Below are 22,014 nucleotides of genomic sequence, written 5' to 3' on the forward strand. Positions count from 1 at the left end.
ATCACCGGGCCCGATCCTGCCGCAGAAGGGCCGGCCCTCGCTATGTGGAAAGCCCGGGCCGAAATAGCGGAAACGCTGCGAAACCGCCCGCAACCTTGCGGCGACTGCGCACGCTTCCCACGAAGCGGGGAAACAAGCAAAGCGCCGGTCAGCCAGCTAACGCCTCGCACTCCCGTAGAGCTGCCTCACCAGGTGTTCGATGTCCGGCTCGTGCAGGGACAAGTCAGCTACATCAGCGCTGCGGGAGATGGCGGCAAGCACTGTGGCGGCGGAAAGCCTGCGGGGATCGAACGACACACTGTGCCGGATCCCATCGGCCTCAATGCCCTCGTGTACCGCGCCGGCGGGCAGCGCAAAAAGATCAGCCGAGTGGACGGGGGCGGCGAGGTCCACCACCATGGTGCGCACTGCTCCGGCGACCTCGGCCAAACCGGTAAGCGGCCCGTCATAGGCGATGGCGCCGTCGTCGACCACTAAAACGCGTTGGCACAAGCGCTGGATGTCACTCATATCGTGGGTGGTCAACAGCAGCGTGGTGCCGTTCTCCCGGCGCTCCGCATCCAGGAATTGCCGCAGTTTCTCCTTGCTGATCATGTCCAAACCAATGGTCGGTTCGTCCAGGATCACCAGGTCCGGGCGATGCAGCAGGGCAGCGGCAACCTCGCCACGCATGCGCTGTCCCAGCGACAGCTGACGGACAGGCGTGGTAAGAAACTCCCCCAAATCCATCTGGTCGGCGAGCTCCCGGAACCTGCGCTTCCAATCTGCCTCAGGCATGCGGTGCATGGCACCAAGGATCGGGTAGGAGTCCTGCAGCGGCAGATCCCACCAGAGCTGGGACCGCTGGCCGAAAACGACGCCGATCTTCCTCGCCAGCGCTTTTCGGTCGGGCACAGGATTGAACCCGCAGACCGATACGCGACCGGAGCTCGGCACCAAAACGCCTGTGAGCATCTTGATGGTGGTGGATTTACCGGCACCGTTGGCCCCGATATACCCCACCGCCTCACCCGGTTCCACTGTGAAGTCGATCCCCCGGACCGCGGACACGCTCTTCTTGCGGCGCCGGAATCGACCCGCGGGCTCCAGGACGTGGAACTCGCGGCTTAGATTTTCCACTTCAATGATGGGCATATCAGCCTCCTGCGCCGGTGTACTTTTTGATGCCCGCCCGCCAAAGGAGCAGCATGAGTCCGCTGAGGACGACGGCGGCAGGCAGCCCCAGCCAGCCCGCCCAGGCCGGGATTCCGGCTGGCCCGGTGAGATCAAGGATGAGCAAGCTGGGTGCGTAGGCCACCAGAGTTGCGGGGATGACAAAGGTGAAAAAGACCTGGAGCGGGAAGAACAGGGCCGCACCGGGCATGGAGGCCACGTATCGGCCACCGTACGTGAACGCATTGGCGAATTGCCTGCCGTCGAGGATCCAGAACTGCATCGCTCCGGCGCCAAGGAAGAGGGCACAGAAGATCGCCGCTCCGGCCAGAGGCGTCATCGTGGCCAGCAGAACTTTGGCCGGGTCCCACTCGACATCGGCGAGCAGCAAGGCCACCGCCAAGGCGACAACTCCAAACAACAAGCGGCCAACCCTTCGCAACTGGAAATCCGACGTTGCGAGCTGAAGAAGGACGGGAAGCGGACGCACCAGCAACACCTCAAGCTTTCCCGACCTGATGGTCTCCGCCATGGAATCGGTCTCTCCCATGAGCAGGTCCCCGAGAGCGAACGCAACTGACGCAAACCCGAACACCAAGAGCGTCTGTGCCAGGGTCATTCCCCCGAACGTGGAGATGTTGTGGACGATCGCATAGAGCTCCACGAACTCGGCCAGTCCCAACAGGACCTGACCAGCGACATCGGAGAGGAAGCTGCCACGGTAAGCCAGTTGGGAGCGCAGCCTCGCAGTGACGAGCAGCTTGAGGAGAACCACGTTGGTGACCGGCGCATGAGGGTCACGGGTGGAGCGGACGCTAGCCACCTTGCACCACCAACCTCCGCGACCCAAAGCGGACCATCACCTGCACCAAGACCAGCAGCACACCGAGCCAAAGGAGTTGCACACCGACCAACGCGAAGCTCTCGGCCCCTTCGGTTCTCCCCGCGAGGATGTCTACAGGGGTCTGGAGCATCGACGGGAACGGTGTAGCCCTCGCGAAGTCCAGCAGCCATGCAGGGAACCACGTCACCGGTACCAGGAAGCCGGACAGCAGATTCATCACCACCATGTACAGCATCCAGAAACCGCGGATTTCAAGGACCCAGAACGACAGGAGGTTGATGGCGAAGAAGCCCAGGAAGTTCAGGGACACCGCAGCCAGGATGGACACAAAACCCAAAAGGTACGGTCCAGGCGTGCCGGGCATCGCCAACCCGGTCACCACGCTCCCGATGATGAGCGGGGGCAATCCGCGCGGCAGGACATCGAAAGCGGCGCGACCCAGGTCCTGTGCCCAGTAGGAAGCGGTCAGGTTGACCGATCGGGAAAGGTCGACGGCGATGTCCCCGGACTTCACGCGGTTGGCCAGCTCAGCTGAGCCAAAGAGTCCCAAAGGCGCAAGGAGCGCCTGGCCCAGCCACACATAAGTAGCCGCCTCCGTTGCCGAGTATCCGCCGATGGCGCCACCCGCCGTCGTAATTGCGCTCAGCAGCAGGGAGGCGCGGATGAGGCCGAAAACGGAGTTGGTGAAAGCACCGGCGACGGCGGCAGTGCGGTACGTGGAATGGCGGCGGAAGGCTGATTTAGCGAGTTCCCAATACGCACGCACTGGACGAGTCTAGTACGGCAAACAATCCCCGAACCCGTACGACGTGATCTCGTCGGCACGGCCTGTTCGCGGCCAACGGCTGGACGGCAGGCATCCGGAAGCGTGCGTCAAAGCGACGAAGGAGCAGCACGCGGAGGATGTCTGCCGCTCAGCCGCGGCGAACGGCCTACGCCCCCACGAACTCGTCGGACTCCTCGAACTCCACAGCCGCGATGATTTCCTTGGTCTCTGGGTGGATCATGAAGGCCTCCTCGTCGTCCTCGATCATGAGGTAATCCCCGTGGTCGGTGGAGAAGTGCCAGGCGAGGGTCTTCACGCCGTCGTGCTCGTAGTTCGGATCGCCCATGGTGATCTTCTTCAGCGCAAAGCCGGCCACATCGCACAGTTCGCGGATGATGACCTCGAACTCGGGAGCGTTGGCGAGTGCTTCCTCCTCAGCTTCGGCCTGTCGCTCGGCCAGATCCGGGATGAGGGCTACGCGCGCGGCGATGTGTGCTTCGATCTCTTCGTCGGTGAGGACAAGCAGCTCGGACTGGTCGCCGAGGTACGCGGCGTTGAGGTCGATGATGTCCTCCTCTTCGAGCAGGGCTTCGAACTCAGCGTCCAACTCGTCCAGCGCCACAACGGCCGAAACGGGCGTCTCCGCCTCATCCAGCTCGCCGTCCAGATAGGCCTCAGCTTCGTCCTCCGTCAACGCATCAAACGCCGAAGCAGTGCGGTCGAAGAGCTCCAGGTGCCGGGTTGCGCCCATGGCTTCGAGGCCCGCGCGGACATAGGCATCAACCTCTTCACGCTCAGGAGCAGTGAACACGTACTGCGCGAACCCACCCGAGAGTGCCTGGGTCAGGTAGAAGTCCACAAAGTAGCTGTTGAGGGCTGCGGGGGCGATCTCGTCGCTGTTGAGGAGTTCGGCGTACATATGGTTCACGACCGTGACGTTGGAATCCACTACTTCCCCGTTGCCTGCTGCGAAAGCGGTCTTGTTCAGGACGACGGGGTATTCGTTGGTAGTCATGGGAAATCCTCACTGCTGAAAGCTGATGGTGCTCCGGACACCTACAACGTACGCGTGGCAATGGCGCCGCAATCGAGGTGGAGGTGAACGGTGGGCGAAGTTTGGGGGCCGCTGGGGGCTGACTAAGATTGAGCAGATAACCTCCTGCCGAAAGTAGCCCGACGCATGCCGTCCCCCACAGACGAATCCTGGGAACTGGCCATTCAGACTCCAGCCATCAACGACCGCTCCCTGGCGGCCGGACTGGCGTATGCCATGGGCAGCCGGGTGAGCGGCATTTCCTTCGATCCGGCTACCGGGCTCCTCCTTGGCAAGGTCCGTGGCAGCGGCCCGCAACCGTATTCGACGTCGGCCAAACTGGTCCGCAAGCCCGCCGGCTGGAGCTGCACTGTGGGTATCTGCAGCTGCCCGGTCCGCAAGGACTGCAAGCATGTAGCGGCATTGCTCTTCACCGCGGAAGACCACCCCACCATCCGCGCCCAGCTCCTGTCGCAGGCACCCGGCATCCAGACCGCCAGGCCGTCGGAGATCGGCGCAGCGCGTCCCGCGTGGGAACAAGCCCTCAACAGGCTGATCGCCAAACCCGGCACCACGCCCACTGCCGCAGGAATCCCCCTTGCCCTCCAGTTCGAAGTGGAAGAACCCGCCGCACACTTCTCCTACACAGGACGACGCGACCCCATGCGCAGCGTCCGACAACTGAAGGCACGCCCGGTGATGATGGGCGCCAAGGGCAAGTGGATCCGCGGCGACGTGTCCTGGAACAACCTGAGCTACGTCAGTTTCCGGCGCGAATTCAACGAGGTCCACGTCGAATGGCTTCAGACTTTCCTGGCCGCCCACGGTTCCAGCAACGGACGGCAACAGCCCTCGGGCGCGATGTGGCTGAGCCTGAACGACTTCGCCGCCAAGAACCTGTGGAGCCTCCTCGATGAGGCGAAAAAGGCCGGCCTCCCGCTCGTCCACTCCGCTGGGAGCGAGCCCGTCCGCGTCGAGGCCCAGCCCGCCGTCGTCGGACTGAGTTTGGCGCGCCTGGACGCGAACGGTACCGAAAGCGCAACGCACGACGGCGGCCTTGAGCTCGCGCCGTCCGTCACCGTCGGCGGGGAAGCCGTGGATCCCGGAACCGTGGGTTTCCTGGGAAAGCCGGCCAACGGCATCTTCTTTACCCATTCCGGCGACACGCTCCCCGGCGTGCCGCAGCAGAAGAACCTGATCACCCTTGCCCCGATCGAGGGCGCCATCAGCGACGAGCTGCTCGAATTCGTCACCGATGGGCAGACGCTCCAGATCCCGGCCGAGGACGAGGGCCGCTTCCTCACCTCGTTCTACCCCAAGCTGCGGCAATCCACGCCCGTGCAGGCTGCCGACAAGTCCGTCGAGCTGCCCACGCTGGCCGTGCCGACGCTCTCGCTCCTGGCCAACTACGGCAACGACCACAAAGTCCGGTTGCACTGGGAATGGCACTACACCTCGGGCACGCTCGTCACGGCCCAGCCCCTGTGGCGGCACCCGGACGACCGCGGCTACCGGGACGACCCCGAAGAAGCCCGCATTCTGGAGTCACTCGGCCGGCCATGGGACGCCGTCCCTGCGCTCGCGGAGTCGGCAACGGGAGGGTGGGGCGCCCCGCGCCTGGCCGCTACTGCGGAACTGGGCGGCCTGGACACCCTGGCCTTCACCGAAGAGGTGCTGCCCGCGCTCAAGGAACTGCCCGACGTCGTCGTGGAAACCTCCGGCGACATCGCCGACTACCGCGAGGCTGAAGAAGCACCGGTAGTGTCCATCTCCACCAAGGAAACCGCAAGCGGCGACTGGTTCGACCTCGGAATCGTGATCACCCTCGAGGGCGAACCGGTCTCCTTCGCGGCCGTCTTCTCCGCGCTCGCCGCCGGCCAAACCCGCATGCTCCTTCCCAGCGGCGCGCACTTCTCCTTGGACCTGCCCGAACTGCACCAGCTCCGCGCCCTGATCGACGAAGCCCGCTCGCTGCAGGACAACCCCGACAACAAGGACGGCACCCTTCAGATCAGCCGCTTTCAGGTGGGGCTGTGGGACGAGCTGGCGCAGCTGGGGATTGTGGACGAACAGGCAGCCGCGTGGCGCGAGGCCGTTGGCGGATTGCTCGACGACGGCGTGACCGGGCTGCCGCTGCCGGTCGGCCTTAACGCTGAGCTGCGTCCGTATCAGCTGGAGGGTTTCAACTGGCTCAGCTTCCTGTACAAGCACAGCCTCGGGGGCGTGCTGGCCGACGACATGGGCCTGGGCAAGACTGTCCAGGCGATCGCATTGATGTGCGCGGCCAAGGAGCTGGCCGCGTCCAGTGGCAACGACAGGGCGCCGTTCCTCGTTGTGGCTCCCACCAGCGTTGTCAGCAACTGGGCGTTGGAAGCGCAACGGTTCGCTCCCGGCCTGGTGGTGCGCACGGTTTCGGAGACCTTCGCCAAGAGTGGCCTGCTGCCGTCGGAAGCCATGGCGGGGGCCGACGTCGTCATTACCTCCTATGCTTTGTTCCGGATCGATTACGAGGCCTACGCCTATTTCCAGTGGGCCGGGCTGATGCTGGACGAGGCCCAGTTCGTGAAAAACCACCAATCCAAGGCATACCAATGCGCGCGGAAACTGCCTTCCCGGTTCAAGCTGGCCATCACGGGCACCCCGCTGGAAAACAACCTCATGGAGTTCTGGGCGCTGACATCCATCGTGGCTCCGGGCCTGTTCCCAAGCCCCAAGAGGTTCGCCGAGAATTACCAAAAGCCGGTGGAAAAGAACGGTGACTCGGCGCAGCTGGACAAGCTCCGGCGTCGTGTCCGTCCGCTGATGATGCGCCGCACCAAAGAACAGGTCATCAAGGATCTGCCGCCCAAGCAGGAGCAGATCCTCGAAGTGGTGCTCAACCCGCGGCACCAAAAGGTCTACCAAACACACCTGCAGCGTGAGCGGCAGAAGATCCTGGGGCTGATCGACGACGTCAACAAGAACCGCTTCACGATCTTCCAGTCGCTGACCCTGCTGCGGCAGCTGAGCCTGGATGCGTCCCTGGTGGATTCCTCGCTTGCTGCCGTGCGCTCGTCCAAGCTGGATGTGCTGTTCGAGCAACTTGAGGACATCATCTCCGAGGGACACCGGACGTTGATCTTCAGCCAGTTCACCGGTTTCCTGGGCAAGGTCCGGGAGCGCATGGACGCGGAGGGGATCGAGTACTGCTACCTCGACGGCAGTACCCGGAACCGTGGAGACGTGGTTAGTGAGTTCAAGAACGGCACAGCGCCGGTGTTCCTGATCTCCCTCAAGGCCGGTGGTTTCGGTTTGAACCTGACCGAGGCCGACTACGTGTTCCTGCTGGATCCGTGGTGGAACCCGGCCTCCGAAGCCCAGGCCGTGGACCGCACCCACCGCATCGGGCAGGCTCGGAACGTCATGGTCTACCGGTTGGTTGCCAAGGACACCATCGAGGAGAAGGTCATGGCGTTGAAGGCCAAGAAGTCGCAGCTCTTCGCGGATGTGATGGAGGGCGATGCACTGGCTGGCGGGTCGTTGACGGCGGAGGACTTGGCGGCGCTGTTCGCTGAGTAGGGGTGGGTCAGGGGTTCTGCCCACTTGGCGGATCTGCGGTGATGTCAGGGCGCTCCCCGGCCTTGATAATAGTGATCGCCACATCCTCCTCGACGCTGAAAAGACGTTGCCCGACGCCGTTGACGTAGACCCAGACTCCACTGCCGTCCGGCATGACATTCACCACCACGCCAGCACCAAAGGCAGCGCCGGGTTGCCTGACCTCGACTTCGTCACCCGGCACGAAGTACTCCCATGCCTTGTAGTAACGCACCGGCAAATTCTCCGGATCCGACATCACGAACCCAGTGCTTTCTTCCATTGGGAATTGCCCCCTCACTTCCCCGCTTAATTAGCAGTGTGGGGAGGAGGCAGAACGTGACGGGTGGATCAGTCGTCCAGCCGAACACCCCGCAGCAGCAGCATCGTCCCGCCCACGGCAACCGCCGATGCCAGGAACACTCCGGCGGCACCCAGACCCACCGCGACCACGCCGATGGCACTGGGCAGCACCACTTGGCCCACGCGGTTTCCTGCCAGCCTCAGCGCCAGTGCGCGCCCGCGTTGACCGGCCGGGGCCTGCGCGGAAAGCCACGACATCGTGAGCGGCTGACCGATTCCCAACCCGAGGCCCAGGAATGCCATGACGACGAACAACAGCCACCCGGGCATCGGAATCGCCGCCACCGCAAGGGCGACCGTGGACATGGCCAAGCTCAGGACCAGCAGCCGCATCCGGCCGAGCTTGCGGGACATGCTGCCCAGGCCAATCCGGGACACCATGGAAAACAGTGCGCGGACGGTCAGCATGAGACCCACCGTGGCGGCGGACAGTCCGCGCTCGGCGCCAAGCGCGGGGAGGTAGACGACGGTCAGGTCGACGACGGCCAGCACGGTGGCGCTCGTAGCGAGGGCCCGTACGACGCCGGGCGTCTTCAGAAGCGCGATCGCGCCACCCTTGGGGGCATTCTTGGCCTTTGTTCTGCCTGTGCGGCCACTGACACTGCGTGAGATGACGAACGTGGTCAGGAACAGCACCAGGCTCATGCCAACGGACAAGATAAAGATCGCCTGAGTGTCGGGATGCACTGAGGCACCGCCCACCACGGAGATGGCCAGCGGGCCAAGAGCCTGCCCCAGCGACGCCGCGAAGGTCAGATAACCGAACGCCGTGTCCAGCCGGGACGACGCAGCATTGTTCGCCACCACCGCCTGCTGCCCCACCACACAGGCCAGCTGTCCCGCGCCAAGAAGGGCCGTCCCGGCCACCAAGGCTGCCACCGACGTTCCCCAGAAGAGCAGGAACGCGGAACAGCCAAGAACGACGGCGGACCCGATAGCCATGAGGCGACGCTCACCCAACCGATCCACGAGGCCTCCGATAGGCAGGGCCAGCAGCAAAGGGAAGACGGCGTAACTGGCGGCAAGCACGCCGAGGGCGAACGCAGGGACATCAAGCTCCAGAGCCCTGTAAGTCGCAGCCGGCCGGACCAGGAAAGTCACGGCCTGTATCAGCGCCGAGTGGATGAGCAGTGCGGTAGACGAGCGGCGCCCGAGCTCGCCGATCATGAGATGTCGAGACCTTGCTGGGAAATGACCCGCAAAGTCTCATCCCGGGCACCGATGACGTGATCGAAAGCGATCCGGGCGGCTTTTTCCGCATCCTTGGAAGCAATGGCATCCACGAGCAGCCGATGATTGGCAAGTGCTTCGTCGCGTCGCTCGGGAGCGTTGTTGGTGAAGTATCTGTAGCGCTCAACGTGGCTGGAGATCTGCCCGTGAAAGCGTTGGGCCCAGGAGTTGCCGGCGATCCTGGCGATGGCGGCGTGCAGGGCGACCCCGTATTTCATCGCTTCATCCGCGAAGTCCACCAGCGCGGCGTTGCGGGCCACGATCCCCCGAAGCTCTTCGAGGTCTTCCGCGGTGGCATTGGCGCACGCTTCCCGGGCCATCAAGGACTCCAAGGCAGCACGGACGTCGTACAACTCTGAAATGGCTCTTTCGTCGAGCACCGGAACCAGTACTCCACCGGTGGGTTGCTGCTCCAGGAGGCTTTCAGAGATCAACCGGCGGATGGCTTCCCGCAGCGGGGTCCGGCTGACCTGCAGCTCATTCGCCATGGCGGGTTCATAGATGCGCTCACCAGGTTTGAGTTCCAGGCTGAGGATTCGCCGCTTGAGTTCGCTGTAGACGAGGTGGGCGCCGGTGTTCCGGGCTTGTGGGTCTGTCAATTCTGCCGCCATGTAGAGAAGGTGTACTTGTATACATCTATACACAAACGGCTCCACCCAAGCAACGCGGGGTCACTTATGGCCCCTTTTCGGGTGAATCATGGGCCATAAGTGACCCCGCGTTGCAGGGCTCGGTTAGCTCCGCGCCCAGCGGTACGGCGTCGTCGTCGAGACCTTGAGCAAACCGGAGCGCTCCAGAATCGGGCGCGAGTATTCGGTTGAGTCGCTCTGGATGAAGGCTTTGCCCTTCGCGAGCGCCGACTGGGCGCGGCGCGCAGTGAGTGCACGGTAAATTCCGCGGCCTCGCCATTCCGGGCGGGTTGCCCCTCCCCAAATCCCGGCAAAATCGGTTCCGGCCACGGGATCCAGGCGGCCTGCGCTGACAACACGACCCTCCGCTTCAGCGACCCACAGCTCCATGCCGTCGTCCAGCGTCAACCTGTGCAGCAGCCCATCGGCCATCTCGTCCGACACAGGATCACCGAACACCTCGTCCTGCATCGCCGTCATGGCCCGCACATCCGGCTCGTCGACGACGCGACGCAACGTCACGCCGTCGGGAAGCGGCACGTCCGCACTGAGCGCCTGCGCCTCCCCGATCATGATCGATTCGGGCTCCTCAGCGGCGAAGCCGTTGGCAAGGAGCGCTTCGTGGAGGCCAGGGGCGTCGTCGTGCCCGCGGGTCTTCCACTCGACCTTGGTGATTTCAGGGTGGCCCTTGAAGTACGCAACGCTGTCAGCAACCAGGCCACGGATATCTTCCTCGTTGGCCCCGCCCAGGTCGCGGTAGGTGATGAAGCCGCGGCCGCCGAAAAAGGTCGCCAAACGCAGCGGCCCAAGCGACGTAACCGTCAGCGCATCCGACGTCTCCGCATCAGTACGTAGCTGCAGGTCGTAGGCGGCGAGAAGGCGTTTCTGTGCATCAGCGTGGCTCATTGTGGAGAGCCTACTGCACACGACAACGCTCCCCCACCCGCAATTCCGGAAGAGCGCGGGTGGGGGAGCGTCGGAATGTTTGGGGTTACTGTCCGCCGGTGCAGAGCTGACCGAACTTGGCTACGCTCTCCTGGAAGCCGGTGGTCAGTTCACCCAACCGGGCCTCGTCAGGGGTCTTTTTGGCTTTTTCATCCAGGTACTCCCGGATAGCGATGACCACGGGCTTCATTTCGTCGGACGCCACAGCTTCGATGGGCCGGACAGCATTGGCTGCACGGTTCGAAACGGTCTGGCTCGGGTTTTGTGAAATACCGGCTGCGGCGACGTTCACGCGGTCGCAAGTCTCCTGGGTGCTCAGCTGCTGCTGGGTGGAACAGGCGGAAGCCGAGACAAGAAGCCCGGCAGCAATCAGGACAGTGGTGAGTTTCTTCATGATTCCCTCAGTGGTCGACGTCCCTTTGATTGTAAACAGAGCAGGGCCAAGCCCACGCATCGGGCCTGCTTAGGGACAGGATGCGGGCTGCCCTAGGCTGGGTGACATGGCGATCATTCACAAAGCAACCCTGTCCCCCTCCAAGCTCGAACTCATCGCTGACTACCTGCCCACGCAGCCGTGGTTCATCCAGGACGGCACTCCCGAACTCATCGGCGCCTACCGCTTTGACGACCCCGCCGGCGAAGTCGGCCTTGAGACGCACGTCGTGGCAGCGGGCGAGCGGATCTACCAGGTTCCCCTCAGCTACCGCGGCCACGAGCTGGGCGGCGCCAATGAATGGCTGATCGGCACCATGGAACACTCGGTCCTGGGCAAGCGCTGGGTGTACGACGCCTGCGCAGACCCCGTCTACGTCAAAGCCCTCGCCACAGCCATCCTCACCGGCCAGGAAGAGGCGGCCTTGCTGGTCGACGGCGAGCCCGAACCCCGCCCCAGCAGCGTTACCGTGAAGGGCAGTGGAACGCTCGACGGCGGCCTGCCCGCCTTGAGTGCCTCGGCGCCGGTATCGGGGAGCGGCGTGACCATCATCGACGCCGGTGAGCTCCGGCTTAAGGTGATCCGGATTCTGGACGCAGCGGTGGACGCATCAGCTGCCACAGCCGCGGCACAGGAACTTCACCACGAGCTTGTCCTCAACGGACAGTGGGCCGGCCTGGACAAGCCGGTGGAGCTGGCCTCCGTGATCCGGAACTAGGTTCCGGGGGCCCTCCTGCGGGCCTGTTGCCTGTAAGGAGCACGGCGTAGGCTGGCTCACGGGGCCATCTACTCCGATAGGGGTGCACAATGTACAAACCGCAGAACATCTTTGCAGCGACCCAGGATCTTGCCCGGGAATGGGTAAACCACGCAGCAGAGGGTACCAGCTCACAGACCGATGCCGTGGTGCGGTGGGCCTTGGCCAGAATCAACCATGCGGATGTCCCCTCGGTGGTTCATGGCGTGATGCTGACTCTCACCGGCAACAAGAAGACTGCCAAAGAGGCCCAGCGCACCGCCGCCAAGGCCGTGAAGCGGGCAACACGCACCTTGTCCCGCCAAACCAGGAAGCAACCAGGCGGTCCGCGGGGTTTGGTGATCGCCCTGCTGGCAGCCCTTATCGGAGCCGGCGCCGTCCTGGCGTGGCGGACGATGATGCCCTCCGGCGAGCCTGAGCCCTCGAAAAGGCGGGATGGGTCCGTGCAGCCTCCTGTGCCGCCGGTCCCCTGAGACGCTGGCGCCTGAACAACTACCCGGAAGCGTCCCCGCCGCGCCTGCCAATGCGCCGCCGAAGGGAAGATCCGGTCAGAAGCAGATATGCCCCTGCGCTGGCCAAAAGAAATCCGACCACACCCAGTACCACCAACTGGGTGATGATTCCTGCTATCACCATCACAAAGCCGCAAATCACGGCAAGGATTCCCCCAGTGGCCCGGGCCATCGCTCCGCGAAGGCGGCCCGACTTCAGTTCAAGGGCAAGGTCCGGATCCGTCGCGACCAGGTCCCGCTCCAGCTCTTCCAAGCTCCTGCGCTCTTCATCCGACAAGGACACCGGAACCTTCCTCACCACACGAGCAGCACCGCATAGGCGGCATGCTGCCCAAATTCGGCACGGACGCTGCTTGCCGTACCTTGCCTTCATTATCTTCCCGATCCGGCCTTCCATCCACTGCCCTTCTCAGGGTCTGCGACAACTCTCCTTCACCAGCCGTGAGCCCGCGCGCATACTGGGTGTATGAGTGACAGGGATGACTTTTTGGCGTGGGTCAGGACCGCTTTGTACGAGGCAGAGTTGGCCCTCCATAACGGCGATGCGGCGCCACGCCGGGCGCTGTGGTCCCGGAAAGAACCAGTCAGCGTGCTGGGTGCCTTCCGCAATGCCTATGGGCAGCAGGAGCTCAATGAACTCTTCGAAGCACTTGGGGCGAGTTTTTCGGACTGCACATCCTACGAGTTCGAACTCCAGGCCTGCGACGTGAGCGGGGACATGGCGTACACGGCCGGCTTGGAGCACACCTCTGCCACGCTCAACGGGAGCCCACGGACTTACACGCTCAGGGCAACGCAGGTCTACCGCCGCGAGGACGGCGAGTGGAAGGTGGCGCACAGACACGGCGATACGGTGGCAGACTGAATGGGAGTTCTACCCTGTAATCGGACAACGAACCACTGATCGGAAGGTTACGTCTTCCCATGGCCCAAAAATCCACTGTCACGTCCAAATCCACAGGCACGTCCAATCCCGGAAAAACCGTACGCCTCCCCAAGAAACGTTCACGTGGGCGCACGCTCTGGCTCATCGCGGCAGGCCTCGTCGCCGGCATCGCAGGCGGGGTCTTCGCTTTCCGAATGCTGGTTCCGCCCGGAGAACCTGAACCGGTACGGACCCCGGAACCCCAACCCAGTGAGATCCTCCCCAGGGAGGAACCGGTGGAGATCTCAACGAGGATGCGTCCGGGCGAATGGACGGAAGAGTCGCTCCAGGCGCACGTTGAGGACTACCGGCGCCGGATCCGGGAGATGGGCGCCAGGGAGTCGCAGATCGTCACCAACGTGGAGCGGACGGAAACGGGAGCCGCCCGGGTGGTGGTCAGTTGGGACCGGACCCGGGACTAGCTCCCGTCACTACAGTTCTTCCCCCGGCCGCGGACGCCATACGACGACGGCCTGGGATCTTCCGCGCGGACGCTGGCCCCTGGCGAGGCTCACCACGTCTCCCGCAGCTCCCGCCGCGAAGATCCGCGCGTCCACCGTCGAACGGCGTCGCGACAGTTCCTCGGTCAGCTCAGCCACGCGGTATTGCAGCGCGGCTACCTGGTTTTCGAGGTCCAGGATGCGTTTGATGCCCTCAAGGGACACGCCGGACTGTGAGAGGCGCTGGACCTCACGCAGCTTGTTGACATCGTTTTGCGAATAGCGCCGGGATTTGCCCGGCGCACGGCTGGGCGAGACGATGCCCAGCCGGTCGTACTGGCGCAACGTCTGCGGATGCATGTCGGCAAGCTCCGCAGCTACGGAGATGACGAAGATCGGCTGATTGACGTCGATTGCCATGACCCTCTCCTTACAACCGGGCCTTCGCGGCCAGGTCGTGACGCGGATTGGCGTCGGAGGTGGCTGCAGCGAACGCCTTCACAGCTTCTTCAGCTTCCTTGTTCAGGTTTTGAGGAACGGCGATGTCAATGGTCACCAGCAGGTCGCCGGTCCCCTTCGATGTCTTCACGCCGCGGCCCTTCACCCGCAAAGTGCGGCCAGCGGGTGTGCCCGCCGGGACACGCAACTTGACCGTGTCGCCGTCGAGCGTTGGAACCTCAATGGTGGCGCCGAGCGCCGCTTCCGCGAACGTGACGGGCACGTGGATGCGGATGTTGTCGCCGTCGCGCTGGAAGAAATCGTGGGGTTTCACGTTGACCGTGATGATGAGGTCGCCGTTTCCGGCCGGGCCAACGTTGCCCTTGCCGCGCTGGCGTACCTTCTGCCCGTCCTTGATTCCCGCGGGAATCTTGACGTCGATGACGTTCCCGTTGCTCTCACGAAGGCTCACCGTGGTGCCCTTGATGGAGCCGGCGAACGAGATGGACGTGGTGGCCGTGCGGTCCGAACCCTTCTGGGGGGCCCGCTGGAAGCCGGTCTGGCCGCCACCACCGAATCCGCCACCGAACAGGTCAGCGAACTCCGGCGGAATACCTCCGCCCTGTGGCTGACGTGCGCCTGCGCCGCCGCCGAACAAGCCACCGAACAGGTCCTCAAACCCGCCGTTTGCCCCGGCACCGCCACGTCCGGCGCCCGGAGCGAACCGCGCGCCGCCACCCATGGCCCGGATGGCGTCATACTGCTGCCGGTCCTCGGGACTCGACAACACCGAGTAAGCCTCGGAAATGTCTTTAAACTTCTTCTCCGCGGCAGCATCCCCGGCGTTGGTATCGGGGTGGTACTGCCGGGCAAGCTTGCGGTAAGCCTTCTTGATGTCAGCGTCGGACGCGTCCTTGGCAACACCAAGGATCGCGTAAAAATCCTTTTCAACCCAGTCCTGGCTGGCCAAGAGCGTTTCCTTTCGTTGGTAACGAGATGGCAGTTCGTCCCAATGTTCTCTTCAAACACTGTCACGAACTGCCATCTCGATGAGTTGTTACGCGGGTACAGCCACAATCACCTGGGCTGCGCGGAGGACACGCTCGCCTGAGCGGTATCCGGAGCGCAGCACCTGGCTGACAGTGTCAACCTGGATGTCCTCGCCGGGCTGCTGGATGAGTGCCTCGTGGATGGTGGGGTCGAATTCGACGCCTGTGTCCGCGATGCGTTCCAGTCCGTACGTCTTCAGCGCATTCTCCAGCTTGGTGGCGATGGCGGCGAAGGGGCCGTCTTCGAGGTCACCGTGCTGGCGTGCGGCGTCGACGTCGTCCAGCACCGGGAGCAGGGAGTTCAGGACGCCGATGACGGCCATCTCCCCTGCTACGGCGCGGTCGCGCTCGACGCGCTTGCGGTAGTTGACGTACTCGGCCTGCAGGCGAAGGAGATCGTTGCGGAGCTCCGCTGCCTGGGCTTCGGCCGCCGCGCCCGAGGCCACCGACTCTTCAGCCGGCACCTCTACGCCGTTGAGGATTTCCTCAGCCTGGGAGAGGGCGTCGCCGTCCGTGGGAGCAGCGTTGCCTTCGGCACCCGCTTCGCCCTGGGGGTGGCGGGCGGCCCCGGTCTCCGGGTCGACCTTGCGGTTGTCCCGGATGACCGGCTTCTGCTGGCCCGATCCCTCGTTGGCGCCGCGCTCGTCAGAGTGCTCTGCTTCGTTGCCGTGATGAGGCATGGCTACTTCTTCGCTTCGTCTTCGTCGATGATTTCGGCGTCAACGATGTCCTCGTCGGCCGAGGCAGAACCTGCGCCACCCGCGGGAGCACCTTCTGCACCGGCACCCGGAGCGTCAGCTGCGGAGGCCTGCGAGTAGATGGCTTCGCCAAGCTTGGTCTGGGAAGCCTGGAGCTTCTCAAACGCCGTCTTCACGGCTGCGTCGTCGGTGCCTTCGAGCGCGGACTTGAGAGCGTCGACGTCGGCCTTGACCTCAGTCTTGACCTCTTCGGGCAGCTTGTCGTCGTTGTCGGCGATCAGCTTGTCCACCGAGTAGGCGAGCTGCTCAGCAGAGTTACGGGTGTCCGTAGCTTCGCGGCGGGCCTTGTCCTCTGCAGCGTGCTCTTCGGCTTCGCGGACCATGCGGTCGATGTCGTCCTTGGACAGTGCCGTGCCACCGGTGATGGTCATGGACTGTTCCTTGCCGGTGCCCTTGTCCTTGGCGGACACGTGGACGATACCGTTGGCGTCGATGTCGAAGGTGACCTCAACCTGCGGAACACCACGAGGGGCCGGAGCGATGCCCGTCAGTTCGAACGTACCCAGCGGCTTGTTGTCGCGCGTGAATTCACGCTCGCCCTGGAAGACCTGGATGGCCACGGACGGCTGGTTGTCGTCAGCGGTGGTGAAGGTCTCCGAACGCTTGGTCGGGATGGCCGTGTTGCGCTCGATGAGGTGCGTCATGACGCCACCCTTGGTTTCGATACCGAGGGACAGCGGCGTGACGTCGATGAGGAGAACGTCCTTGCGCTCACCCTTCAGGACACCGGCCTGGAGTGCGGCACCAACGGCCACAACTTCGTCCGGGTTGACGCCCTTGTTGGGTTCCTTGCCGCCGGCGAGTTCCTTGACGAGCTCGGAGACAGCAGGCATACGGGTGGAGCCACCGACGAGGACGATGTGGTCGATGTCGGAAACCTTGATGCCGGCTTCAGCAATGACGTCGTGGAACGGCTTCTTGGTGCGGTCCAGGAGGTCCTTGGTGAGGTCCTGGAACTTGGCACGGGTCAGCTGCTCGTCCAGGTGGACCGGGCCGTCGGGGGTGACGGACAGGTACTGGAGGGAGATGTTGGTGCTGGTGGAGGAGGACAGTTCCTTCTTGGCCTGCTCTGCAGCTTCGCGGAGGCGCTGGAGGGCGATCTTGTCCTTGGAGAGGTCGATGCCCTTGACCTTGAGCTGGCTCAGGAGCCACTCGACGACGCGGTTGTCCCAGTCGTCGCCACCGAGGCGGTTGTCACCGGCGGTTGCTCGGACCTGGATGGTGGAGAAGTTGTCTTCGTCCTTGCCAACTTCCAGGAGGGACACGTCGAAGGTACCGCCACCGAGGTCGAAGACCAGGATGAGTTCGTCTTCCTTGCCCTTGTCCAGACCGTAGGCCAGAGCAGCTGCGGTGGGCTCGTTGACAATACGCAGAACGTTGAGGCCTGCGATTTCGCCGGCTTCCTTGGTGGACTGGCGCTCGGCGTCGTTGAAGTAAGCGGGAACGGTGATCACAGCGTCGGTGACCTTTTCGCCCAAGTAGCTCTCGGCGTCGTTCTTAAGCTTCATGAGGATGCGCGCGGAAATTTCCTGCGGCGTGTACTTCTTGTCATCGATGGCGACGGTCCAGTCGGTGCCCATGTGGCGCTTGACGGAGGCGATGGTGCGATCGATGTTGTTGACGGCCTGGCGCTTGGCGATCTCGCCAACCAGGACCTCGCCGGACTTGGAGAACGCGACGACGGACGGCGTGGTGCGGCCGCCTTCTGCGTTGGCGATGACGGTGGGCTCGCCACCTTCAAGAACAGAGACCACGGAGTTGGTGGTTCCGAGGTCGATACCTACTGCACGTGACATATCTTGTTTCCTTTCAATGACCGATGTTGATGATTGCATCCGGCCAGCAAGGGTCCGCTGGTGCGGTCTTGCTGGTTCGGGAGCCTGCTCAACAATCGGCTAGTTGAGCGTTCTGCACTCAACTGTACTCAGCCTCGGAAAGATGTCAATCCAAAGTTGAGTCGAGTGCGCTCAACTTTCCCAGTTGGGCCCACTACTTCCCTGTGTTCGCGGGGATTTCGCGGTCCTTTTCGCTCAGCGTGAACTGATCCAAGGGCTCCGGTTTGTACACCCACGCCACCAGCACCACGGAGATAATCATCAGCAGGAACCACGCCAGGAGCTTGTCGATGGACACCGCCTGCCAGCCCGCCAGCTGGTTCGGATACAGCCACGCACGCGACCACGTGCCGATGTTCTCCGCGAACCAGATGAACAGCGCCACCAGCAGGAACGACACCAGGATCGGCATGCGGAAGCGCTTCCGGAACACCCTGAAGTGCATGACGCACCGTCCGTAGACAAGCACGACGGCGGCCAGCAGCACCCAGCGAAGGTCAAGGATGTAGTGGTGCGAGAAGAAGTTGACGTAGATCGCACCGGCAACAAGGGCAGTGATCCACCGGCGAGGGTAGCGGTCAAAGCGGAGATCGAACAGCCTGAACACCCGGACCATGTACGAACCCACGGCGGCGTACATGAATCCGCTGAACAACGGCACGGCACCGATCCGGAGCACACCGTCAGCATCATAGGCCCAGGACCCGACGTCCGTCTTGAACAACTCCATGACAGTTCCCACCACGTGGAACAGCAGGATCACCCGGAGTTCCCGCAGCGTCTCGAGCTTGAAACAGATCATCAGGACCTGGATGACGACGGCGGCGATGGTCAGGAAATCGTTGCTGGCCAAACCCGCGTCAGCGGGATACCAGAGCCGGACGCCGATGATCACAGCCAGCAGCAAGGCACCAAACACGCAAGCCCACGCCTGCTTCAGGCCGAAGACCACAAACTCGGTGAGCCGCGCGCGGAGCTTTCCCCCGGAGCGGTCCAAGTAGCGGTGGGCGGCCTGGTCGATCGCCTGCTCCACCGATGTGGAATTACGCATGGGGCACCCCCCTGTCCACAGCAAGTTGCCTCAAGTAGTAGTCCCGGGGCCAGTGCCGCACGCGCTGCGGCAGCCGCGGGTAGACACGCCCCACGGTCCTCATGATCCTGTTGAAGCGGCGCTCATGCCCGGCGCTCCACTCAAGGCCGTAGGCGTCCCGCACATGCTCAGGCAGCAGGCCGGCCGTCAGGAATCGGGCCAATGGCATGGCCAGTCGCAGCAGCTGCGGGCCACCTGAGGGGTGGAGCAAGTCCCGCGCAACGCCCAAGGCCTTGGCGTCCGGCTGAAGCGCGGCGACCTGGGCATTCCAATACTCCACGAACGCGCTCCGGTCCGCCGGCCACATGCTGGCCGGCAGCTGCAGGGCAGTCCCGATCCGCGCGTACTCGCGATAGATGCGGTCGGCGGCGTCGTCGTCGAGCGGTCCATGGACCTGCTCGTAAACGGTGACGGCGGTCTCGTACAAGGTGGCGACCACCCACAGCTGGGATTCGGCGTCGAACGCGCTGTAGCCTGCGGACGATTCATCGGCTCCCCGGCGAACCGGCGCGTGGGCACGGTTGACGGCTCGGCGGACGGCCTTCACTTGTTCCTCGGAGCCGTAAACCACCGCATAGACGTAGGTCATGGTGGCGCGGAGCCTGTCCATGGGACGCTCGGCGAAATTGCTGTGCTCCGCCACGCCGTGCCCCACGCGGGGGTTGGCGATTTGCAGGAGAATCGCGCGTCCCGCACCTGCCAGCAGGACGCCCTCCGCACCGATATCCGCCAATCCCCGAACCATCCGAATACTCTAGCGCTCCCGCCTTAGAGCCCGGCCACACCCTCCAGCACTGCCAGCTGGTGCTCGAACAACTCGTCGCGGGCTTTGAAGGTGTCCGGACCGTACTGGCCGAAAACTTCGAAGCTTATCGCGCCAAAAATGGAGGTCCACGCGAGCACGCCGCGCGCGAGGGACGAATCCGGGACCTCAAGGTTCAGTTCGGAGCGGATGGCGTCCAGGTCCGCGGCCAGCGCCGGAGGAATCACGACGCCGGGACCCACCTCCGCGTTGAGAGCCCCCGCCCGCTGGGCTGCGTCAAAGATGCCCACCAATCGGAAAATCACCCGGGTTCCAGGGACGGTGGTGCGCTCCCCGGGAGCCTGGTAGCCGGGCACGGGACTGCCGAAGAGGAGGGCGTAGCTGGCAGGCTCCCGGATCGCCCACTGCCGGACTGCACGGCCCAGAGCCCTGAATTGCCCGGGGAAGTCCGTCTCCGGAACGGCTGCAACGGCTGCATCCACCTGGTCACCGAGTTCGTTGTAGCCATTGATCAGCAAAAGGGTGAGGAGTTCGTCGCGGTTCTGGACGTAGCGGTAGACGGCGGAAGATACGACGCCCAGATCCCTCGCCACAGCACGCAAGGACAGGGCAGCAGCTCCATGGACAGCCAAGTGCTCCCGACCAATCCTGACAATGTCCACCAGCGTCCGGGCGCGGGCACGTTCGCGCGGAGTGGCTGCTTTGGCGTTGGAGGCTTTTGCGGGAGACATGGCAACAGCTTGCCACAAGAGAGAGCGCTGTCAGCATTCGAGAGCAGTGCTCTTGACTTTCAGCCCCATAGTCGCCATTCTGAATGAGAGAGCAGTGCTCTCATTCAATTCCGGCCACGTCAAAGCCACCACGAAAGAAGCCACCATGTATGTCGTTACGGGAGCAGGTCCTGTTGGATACACCATCGCCGAGCAACTTGCGGAGCAAGGGCACCGGGTGCGGGTGCTGACCCGCTCGGGAAGCGGCCCGGAGCATCCCCTCGTGGAAAGGAAGCGGGTAGACGCCTCCGAACCCGCGCAGCTCAACGAAGCGGTAGCAGGAGCATCGGCCATTTTCCACTGCATCCACGGATCGGCGTACCGTGCCGCAGCCTGGGCGGCCGAACTCCCCCGGGCCGAGCAAGTGGTGATGGATGCAGCGGCGGCCGCGGGCGCCGTCGTCGTCTTTCCTGAAAGCCTGTACTCGTACAGCGAGCCGGACCAGGTGTTGACGGAGGCCGGACCGCGGGCTGCCAGCGGCGGTAAGCGCGGCATCCGTACCGCCCTGTTGAAGGCCCGCGAGGCCCACGCGGCGAACACCGTGAGCGTGGTGGCAGGCGACTTCTACGGCCCGCTCGTGAAGATGGCCCACGCCGGCGAGCGTATGGTCACGCCGATCCTGGCGGGTAAAGGGGCGCAGGTGATCGGCAGCGCAAGCCAGCCGCATTCGTTCACCTATGTCCCCGATCTGGCCGCCGCCATGATCGCGGCCGCTGGGAAGCCGGAGCTTTGGAACACTGTGCTGCACGCGCCCACAGGTCCTGCCATCACCCAGCGTGAGATGGCGGCAGCGTACGCTTCAGCCGCCGGTGTTGCTGCGCCGAAGGTGGGCGCCGTTCCTGGTTGGGTGCTGCGGACGGCCGGGGTGTTTTCCACCGACATGCGCGAACTGGCCGAGCTGCTGTACCAGTTCGAGCGGCCGTTCATCATGGATTCCACCGAGAGCCAGCGACTCCTGGGACTCAAACCCACTCCCCTGCCGGAGGCAGCCGCAGCCACCGTGGCCTGGTGGCGGCAGGTTGCCCTGCACAAGGACCAGGCCGCGGCCTAGCCCTGGCTGATGTCGATGCCCGTCACGGGAGCACCGTTCCGTTCATAAGCCAGGAGGACGGCTCCATTGGGGAATGCCTGAGGCGGCTGGGCCAGCCGGAAGGCTGCCGGAACGCCCGACCCATCCGGGAATAAACGCTTGCCTGTTCCGAACGTGAGCGGATAGAGGTACAGGTTGAGCCGGTCCACAAGATCGGCTTCCAGGAGCGAGCGTGACAGCTCACCACTGCCGATGATGTGAACGTCGCTGAACTGTTCCCGGAGTGAAGCCACGTCGGCGGCATCCGCCAAAGCGGTGGTTCCTTCCCATTCCGGGTTGGCCACGGTCCGTGACACCACGAACTTGGGCATGGCGTTGAACTTATCGGCAATGTGGTCGCTTTGCTGTGGCCAGTACTCCGCGAAGATGTCGTAAGTCCTGCGTCCCAGGAGAAGCGCGTCCATGCGGTCGATGCCCGCCACGATCGCCGCACCCGCTTCCTCATCCGAGTACGCAGCCTGCCAGCCGCCGAAATCGAATCCGCCTGAACGGTCCTCGTCCGGGCCACCTGGCGCCTGGTAGACGCCGTCGAGTGTGATGAAGAGGTCCAAGGAGATAGTCCCCATGATGTGCTCCTGGTATGGATGGGTTTTGTGGGGTCATCCTAACCCTTGGA

24 protein-coding genes are annotated in these 22,014 nt (G+C 63.8%); 6 read left to right on the forward strand and 18 right to left on the reverse strand.

Annotated features, from left to right (window positions below):
* Window positions 1-156: 156 nt before the first annotated feature.
* The 4 genes from ACFVSI_RS05495 to ACFVSI_RS05510 all read right to left on the reverse strand — a co-directional run bounded on the left by ACFVSI_RS05495 (window position 157) and on the right by ACFVSI_RS05510 (window position 3,777).
* On the reverse strand, window positions 157-1,134 hold the full coding sequence (locus tag ACFVSI_RS05495; protein WP_387820485.1) for an ATP-binding cassette domain-containing protein: 978 nt from the start codon (window positions 1,132-1,134) through the stop codon (window positions 157-159).
* Window position 1,135: 1 nt separating this feature from the next.
* A complete protein-coding gene (locus tag ACFVSI_RS05500) occupies window positions 1,136-1,975 on the reverse strand; it encodes an ABC transporter permease (RefSeq protein ID WP_387820488.1) in 840 nt (279 codons plus the stop codon).
* On the reverse strand, window positions 1,968-2,762 hold the full coding sequence (locus ACFVSI_RS05505) for an ABC transporter permease (protein WP_387820491.1): 795 nt from the start codon (window positions 2,760-2,762) through the stop codon (window positions 1,968-1,970). The genes ACFVSI_RS05500 and ACFVSI_RS05505 overlap by 8 nt, the downstream gene beginning before the upstream one ends.
* A gap of 166 nt (window positions 2,763-2,928) precedes the next feature.
* The gene (locus tag ACFVSI_RS05510) at window positions 2,929-3,777 is read right to left on the reverse strand and encodes a hypothetical protein (RefSeq protein ID WP_387820493.1); all 849 of its coding nucleotides are present in this window, start codon (window positions 3,775-3,777) and stop codon (window positions 2,929-2,931) included.
* Window positions 3,778-3,942: 165 nt separating this feature from the next.
* Between ACFVSI_RS05510 and ACFVSI_RS05515 the strand changes: the two genes are divergently transcribed.
* Window positions 3,943-7,353 (forward strand): SNF2-related protein, encoded by a 3,411-nt coding sequence (locus ACFVSI_RS05515; RefSeq protein WP_387820495.1) that lies wholly within the window; start codon window positions 3,943-3,945, stop codon window positions 7,351-7,353.
* Window positions 7,354-7,360: 7 nt separating this feature from the next.
* Here ACFVSI_RS05515 and ACFVSI_RS05520 read toward each other — a convergent pair whose 3' ends face one another.
* The 5 genes from ACFVSI_RS05520 to ACFVSI_RS05540 form a co-directional block, all read right to left on the reverse strand.
* Entirely contained in the window at window positions 7,361-7,654 is a 294-nt protein-coding gene (locus tag ACFVSI_RS05520) for a hypothetical protein (RefSeq protein WP_387820498.1), read from the reverse strand.
* Between the two features lie 68 nt (window positions 7,655-7,722).
* Complete coding sequence (locus ACFVSI_RS05525) at window positions 7,723-8,901, reverse strand: MFS transporter (protein WP_387820501.1); 1,179 nt, start codon at window positions 8,899-8,901, stop codon at window positions 7,723-7,725.
* Entirely contained in the window at window positions 8,898-9,563 is a 666-nt protein-coding gene (locus ACFVSI_RS05530; RefSeq protein WP_387820895.1) for a GntR family transcriptional regulator, read from the reverse strand. The genes ACFVSI_RS05525 and ACFVSI_RS05530 overlap by 4 nt, the downstream gene beginning before the upstream one ends.
* Window positions 9,564-9,698: 135 nt before the next feature.
* The gene (locus ACFVSI_RS05535) at window positions 9,699-10,499 is read right to left on the reverse strand and encodes a GNAT family N-acetyltransferase (RefSeq protein WP_387820505.1); all 801 of its coding nucleotides are present in this window, start codon (window positions 10,497-10,499) and stop codon (window positions 9,699-9,701) included.
* 85 nt (window positions 10,500-10,584) lie between these two features.
* Entirely contained in the window at window positions 10,585-10,932 is a 348-nt protein-coding gene (locus tag ACFVSI_RS05540) for a hypothetical protein (protein ID WP_387820508.1), read from the reverse strand.
* A gap of 106 nt (window positions 10,933-11,038) precedes the next feature.
* Here ACFVSI_RS05540 and ACFVSI_RS05545 point away from each other — a divergent pair, with 106 nt between their 5' ends.
* Together ACFVSI_RS05545 and ACFVSI_RS05550 are read left to right on the forward strand one after the other, a co-directional pair.
* Entirely contained in the window at window positions 11,039-11,689 is a 651-nt protein-coding gene (locus ACFVSI_RS05545) for a hypothetical protein (protein ID WP_387820511.1), read from the forward strand.
* Between the two features lie 89 nt (window positions 11,690-11,778).
* Window positions 11,779-12,201 carry a hypothetical protein gene (locus tag ACFVSI_RS05550; protein WP_387820514.1) on the forward strand — a complete coding sequence of 141 codons (423 nt, stop codon included), beginning with the start codon at window positions 11,779-11,781 and terminating at the stop codon, window positions 12,199-12,201.
* A 19-nt stretch (window positions 12,202-12,220) separates the two neighbouring features.
* Here ACFVSI_RS05550 and ACFVSI_RS05555 read toward each other — a convergent pair whose 3' ends face one another.
* Entirely contained in the window at window positions 12,221-12,523 is a 303-nt protein-coding gene (locus ACFVSI_RS05555) for a DUF3040 domain-containing protein (RefSeq protein ID WP_387820517.1), read from the reverse strand.
* A 183-nt stretch (window positions 12,524-12,706) separates the two neighbouring features.
* On the opposite strand from ACFVSI_RS05555, the gene ACFVSI_RS05560 reads away from it, so the two are divergent.
* The gene (locus ACFVSI_RS05560; protein ID WP_387820520.1) at window positions 12,707-13,105 is read left to right on the forward strand and encodes a nuclear transport factor 2 family protein; all 399 of its coding nucleotides are present in this window, start codon (window positions 12,707-12,709) and stop codon (window positions 13,103-13,105) included.
* Between the two features lie 59 nt (window positions 13,106-13,164).
* Complete coding sequence (locus ACFVSI_RS05565; protein WP_387820523.1) at window positions 13,165-13,587, forward strand: hypothetical protein; 423 nt, start codon at window positions 13,165-13,167, stop codon at window positions 13,585-13,587.
* 9 nt (window positions 13,588-13,596) lie between these two features.
* On the opposite strand, the gene ACFVSI_RS05570 is transcribed toward ACFVSI_RS05565, so the two are convergent.
* The 7 genes from ACFVSI_RS05570 to ACFVSI_RS05600 form a co-directional block, all read right to left on the reverse strand.
* Window positions 13,597-14,025, reverse strand: coding sequence for a heat shock protein transcriptional repressor HspR (locus ACFVSI_RS05570; RefSeq protein ID WP_387820526.1), 429 nt, complete (start codon window positions 14,023-14,025; stop codon window positions 13,597-13,599).
* Between the two features lie 10 nt (window positions 14,026-14,035).
* A complete protein-coding gene (locus tag ACFVSI_RS05575; protein WP_387820529.1) occupies window positions 14,036-15,013 on the reverse strand; it encodes a DnaJ C-terminal domain-containing protein in 978 nt (325 codons plus the stop codon).
* Window positions 15,014-15,100: 87 nt separating this feature from the next.
* A complete protein-coding gene (locus ACFVSI_RS05580; RefSeq protein WP_387820531.1) occupies window positions 15,101-15,772 on the reverse strand; it encodes a nucleotide exchange factor GrpE in 672 nt (223 codons plus the stop codon).
* Window positions 15,773-15,774: 2 nt separating this feature from the next.
* Window positions 15,775-17,646, reverse strand: a complete 1,872-nt coding sequence (gene dnaK / locus ACFVSI_RS05585) for a molecular chaperone DnaK (RefSeq protein WP_387820534.1) — start codon at window positions 17,644-17,646, stop codon at window positions 15,775-15,777.
* Window positions 17,647-17,839: 193 nt separating this feature from the next.
* Complete coding sequence (locus ACFVSI_RS05590; RefSeq protein WP_387820536.1) at window positions 17,840-18,736, reverse strand: DUF817 domain-containing protein; 897 nt, start codon at window positions 18,734-18,736, stop codon at window positions 17,840-17,842.
* The gene (locus ACFVSI_RS05595; protein WP_387820539.1) at window positions 18,729-19,520 is read right to left on the reverse strand and encodes an oxygenase MpaB family protein; all 792 of its coding nucleotides are present in this window, start codon (window positions 19,518-19,520) and stop codon (window positions 18,729-18,731) included. The genes ACFVSI_RS05590 and ACFVSI_RS05595 overlap by 8 nt, the downstream gene beginning before the upstream one ends.
* 23 nt (window positions 19,521-19,543) lie before the next feature.
* On the reverse strand, window positions 19,544-20,269 hold the full coding sequence (locus ACFVSI_RS05600) for a TetR/AcrR family transcriptional regulator (RefSeq protein ID WP_387820542.1): 726 nt from the start codon (window positions 20,267-20,269) through the stop codon (window positions 19,544-19,546).
* Window positions 20,270-20,414: 145 nt separating this feature from the next.
* On the opposite strand from ACFVSI_RS05600, the gene ACFVSI_RS05605 reads away from it, so the two are divergent.
* Window positions 20,415-21,359: an NAD-dependent epimerase/dehydratase family protein gene (locus ACFVSI_RS05605; RefSeq protein ID WP_387820897.1), complete on the forward strand. Its 945-nt coding sequence runs from the start codon at window positions 20,415-20,417 to the stop codon at window positions 21,357-21,359.
* Here the strand turns inward: ACFVSI_RS05605 and ACFVSI_RS05610 are convergent.
* Window positions 21,356-21,964, reverse strand: a complete 609-nt coding sequence (locus ACFVSI_RS05610; RefSeq protein ID WP_387820545.1) for a dihydrofolate reductase family protein — start codon at window positions 21,962-21,964, stop codon at window positions 21,356-21,358. The genes ACFVSI_RS05605 and ACFVSI_RS05610 overlap by 4 nt on opposite strands.
* Window positions 21,965-22,014: the final 50 nt, after the last annotated feature.

This window comes from Paenarthrobacter sp. NPDC057981 (assembly GCF_042886835.1).
In the GTDB taxonomy this organism is placed as follows: Bacteria; Actinomycetota; Actinomycetes; order Actinomycetales; family Micrococcaceae; genus Arthrobacter.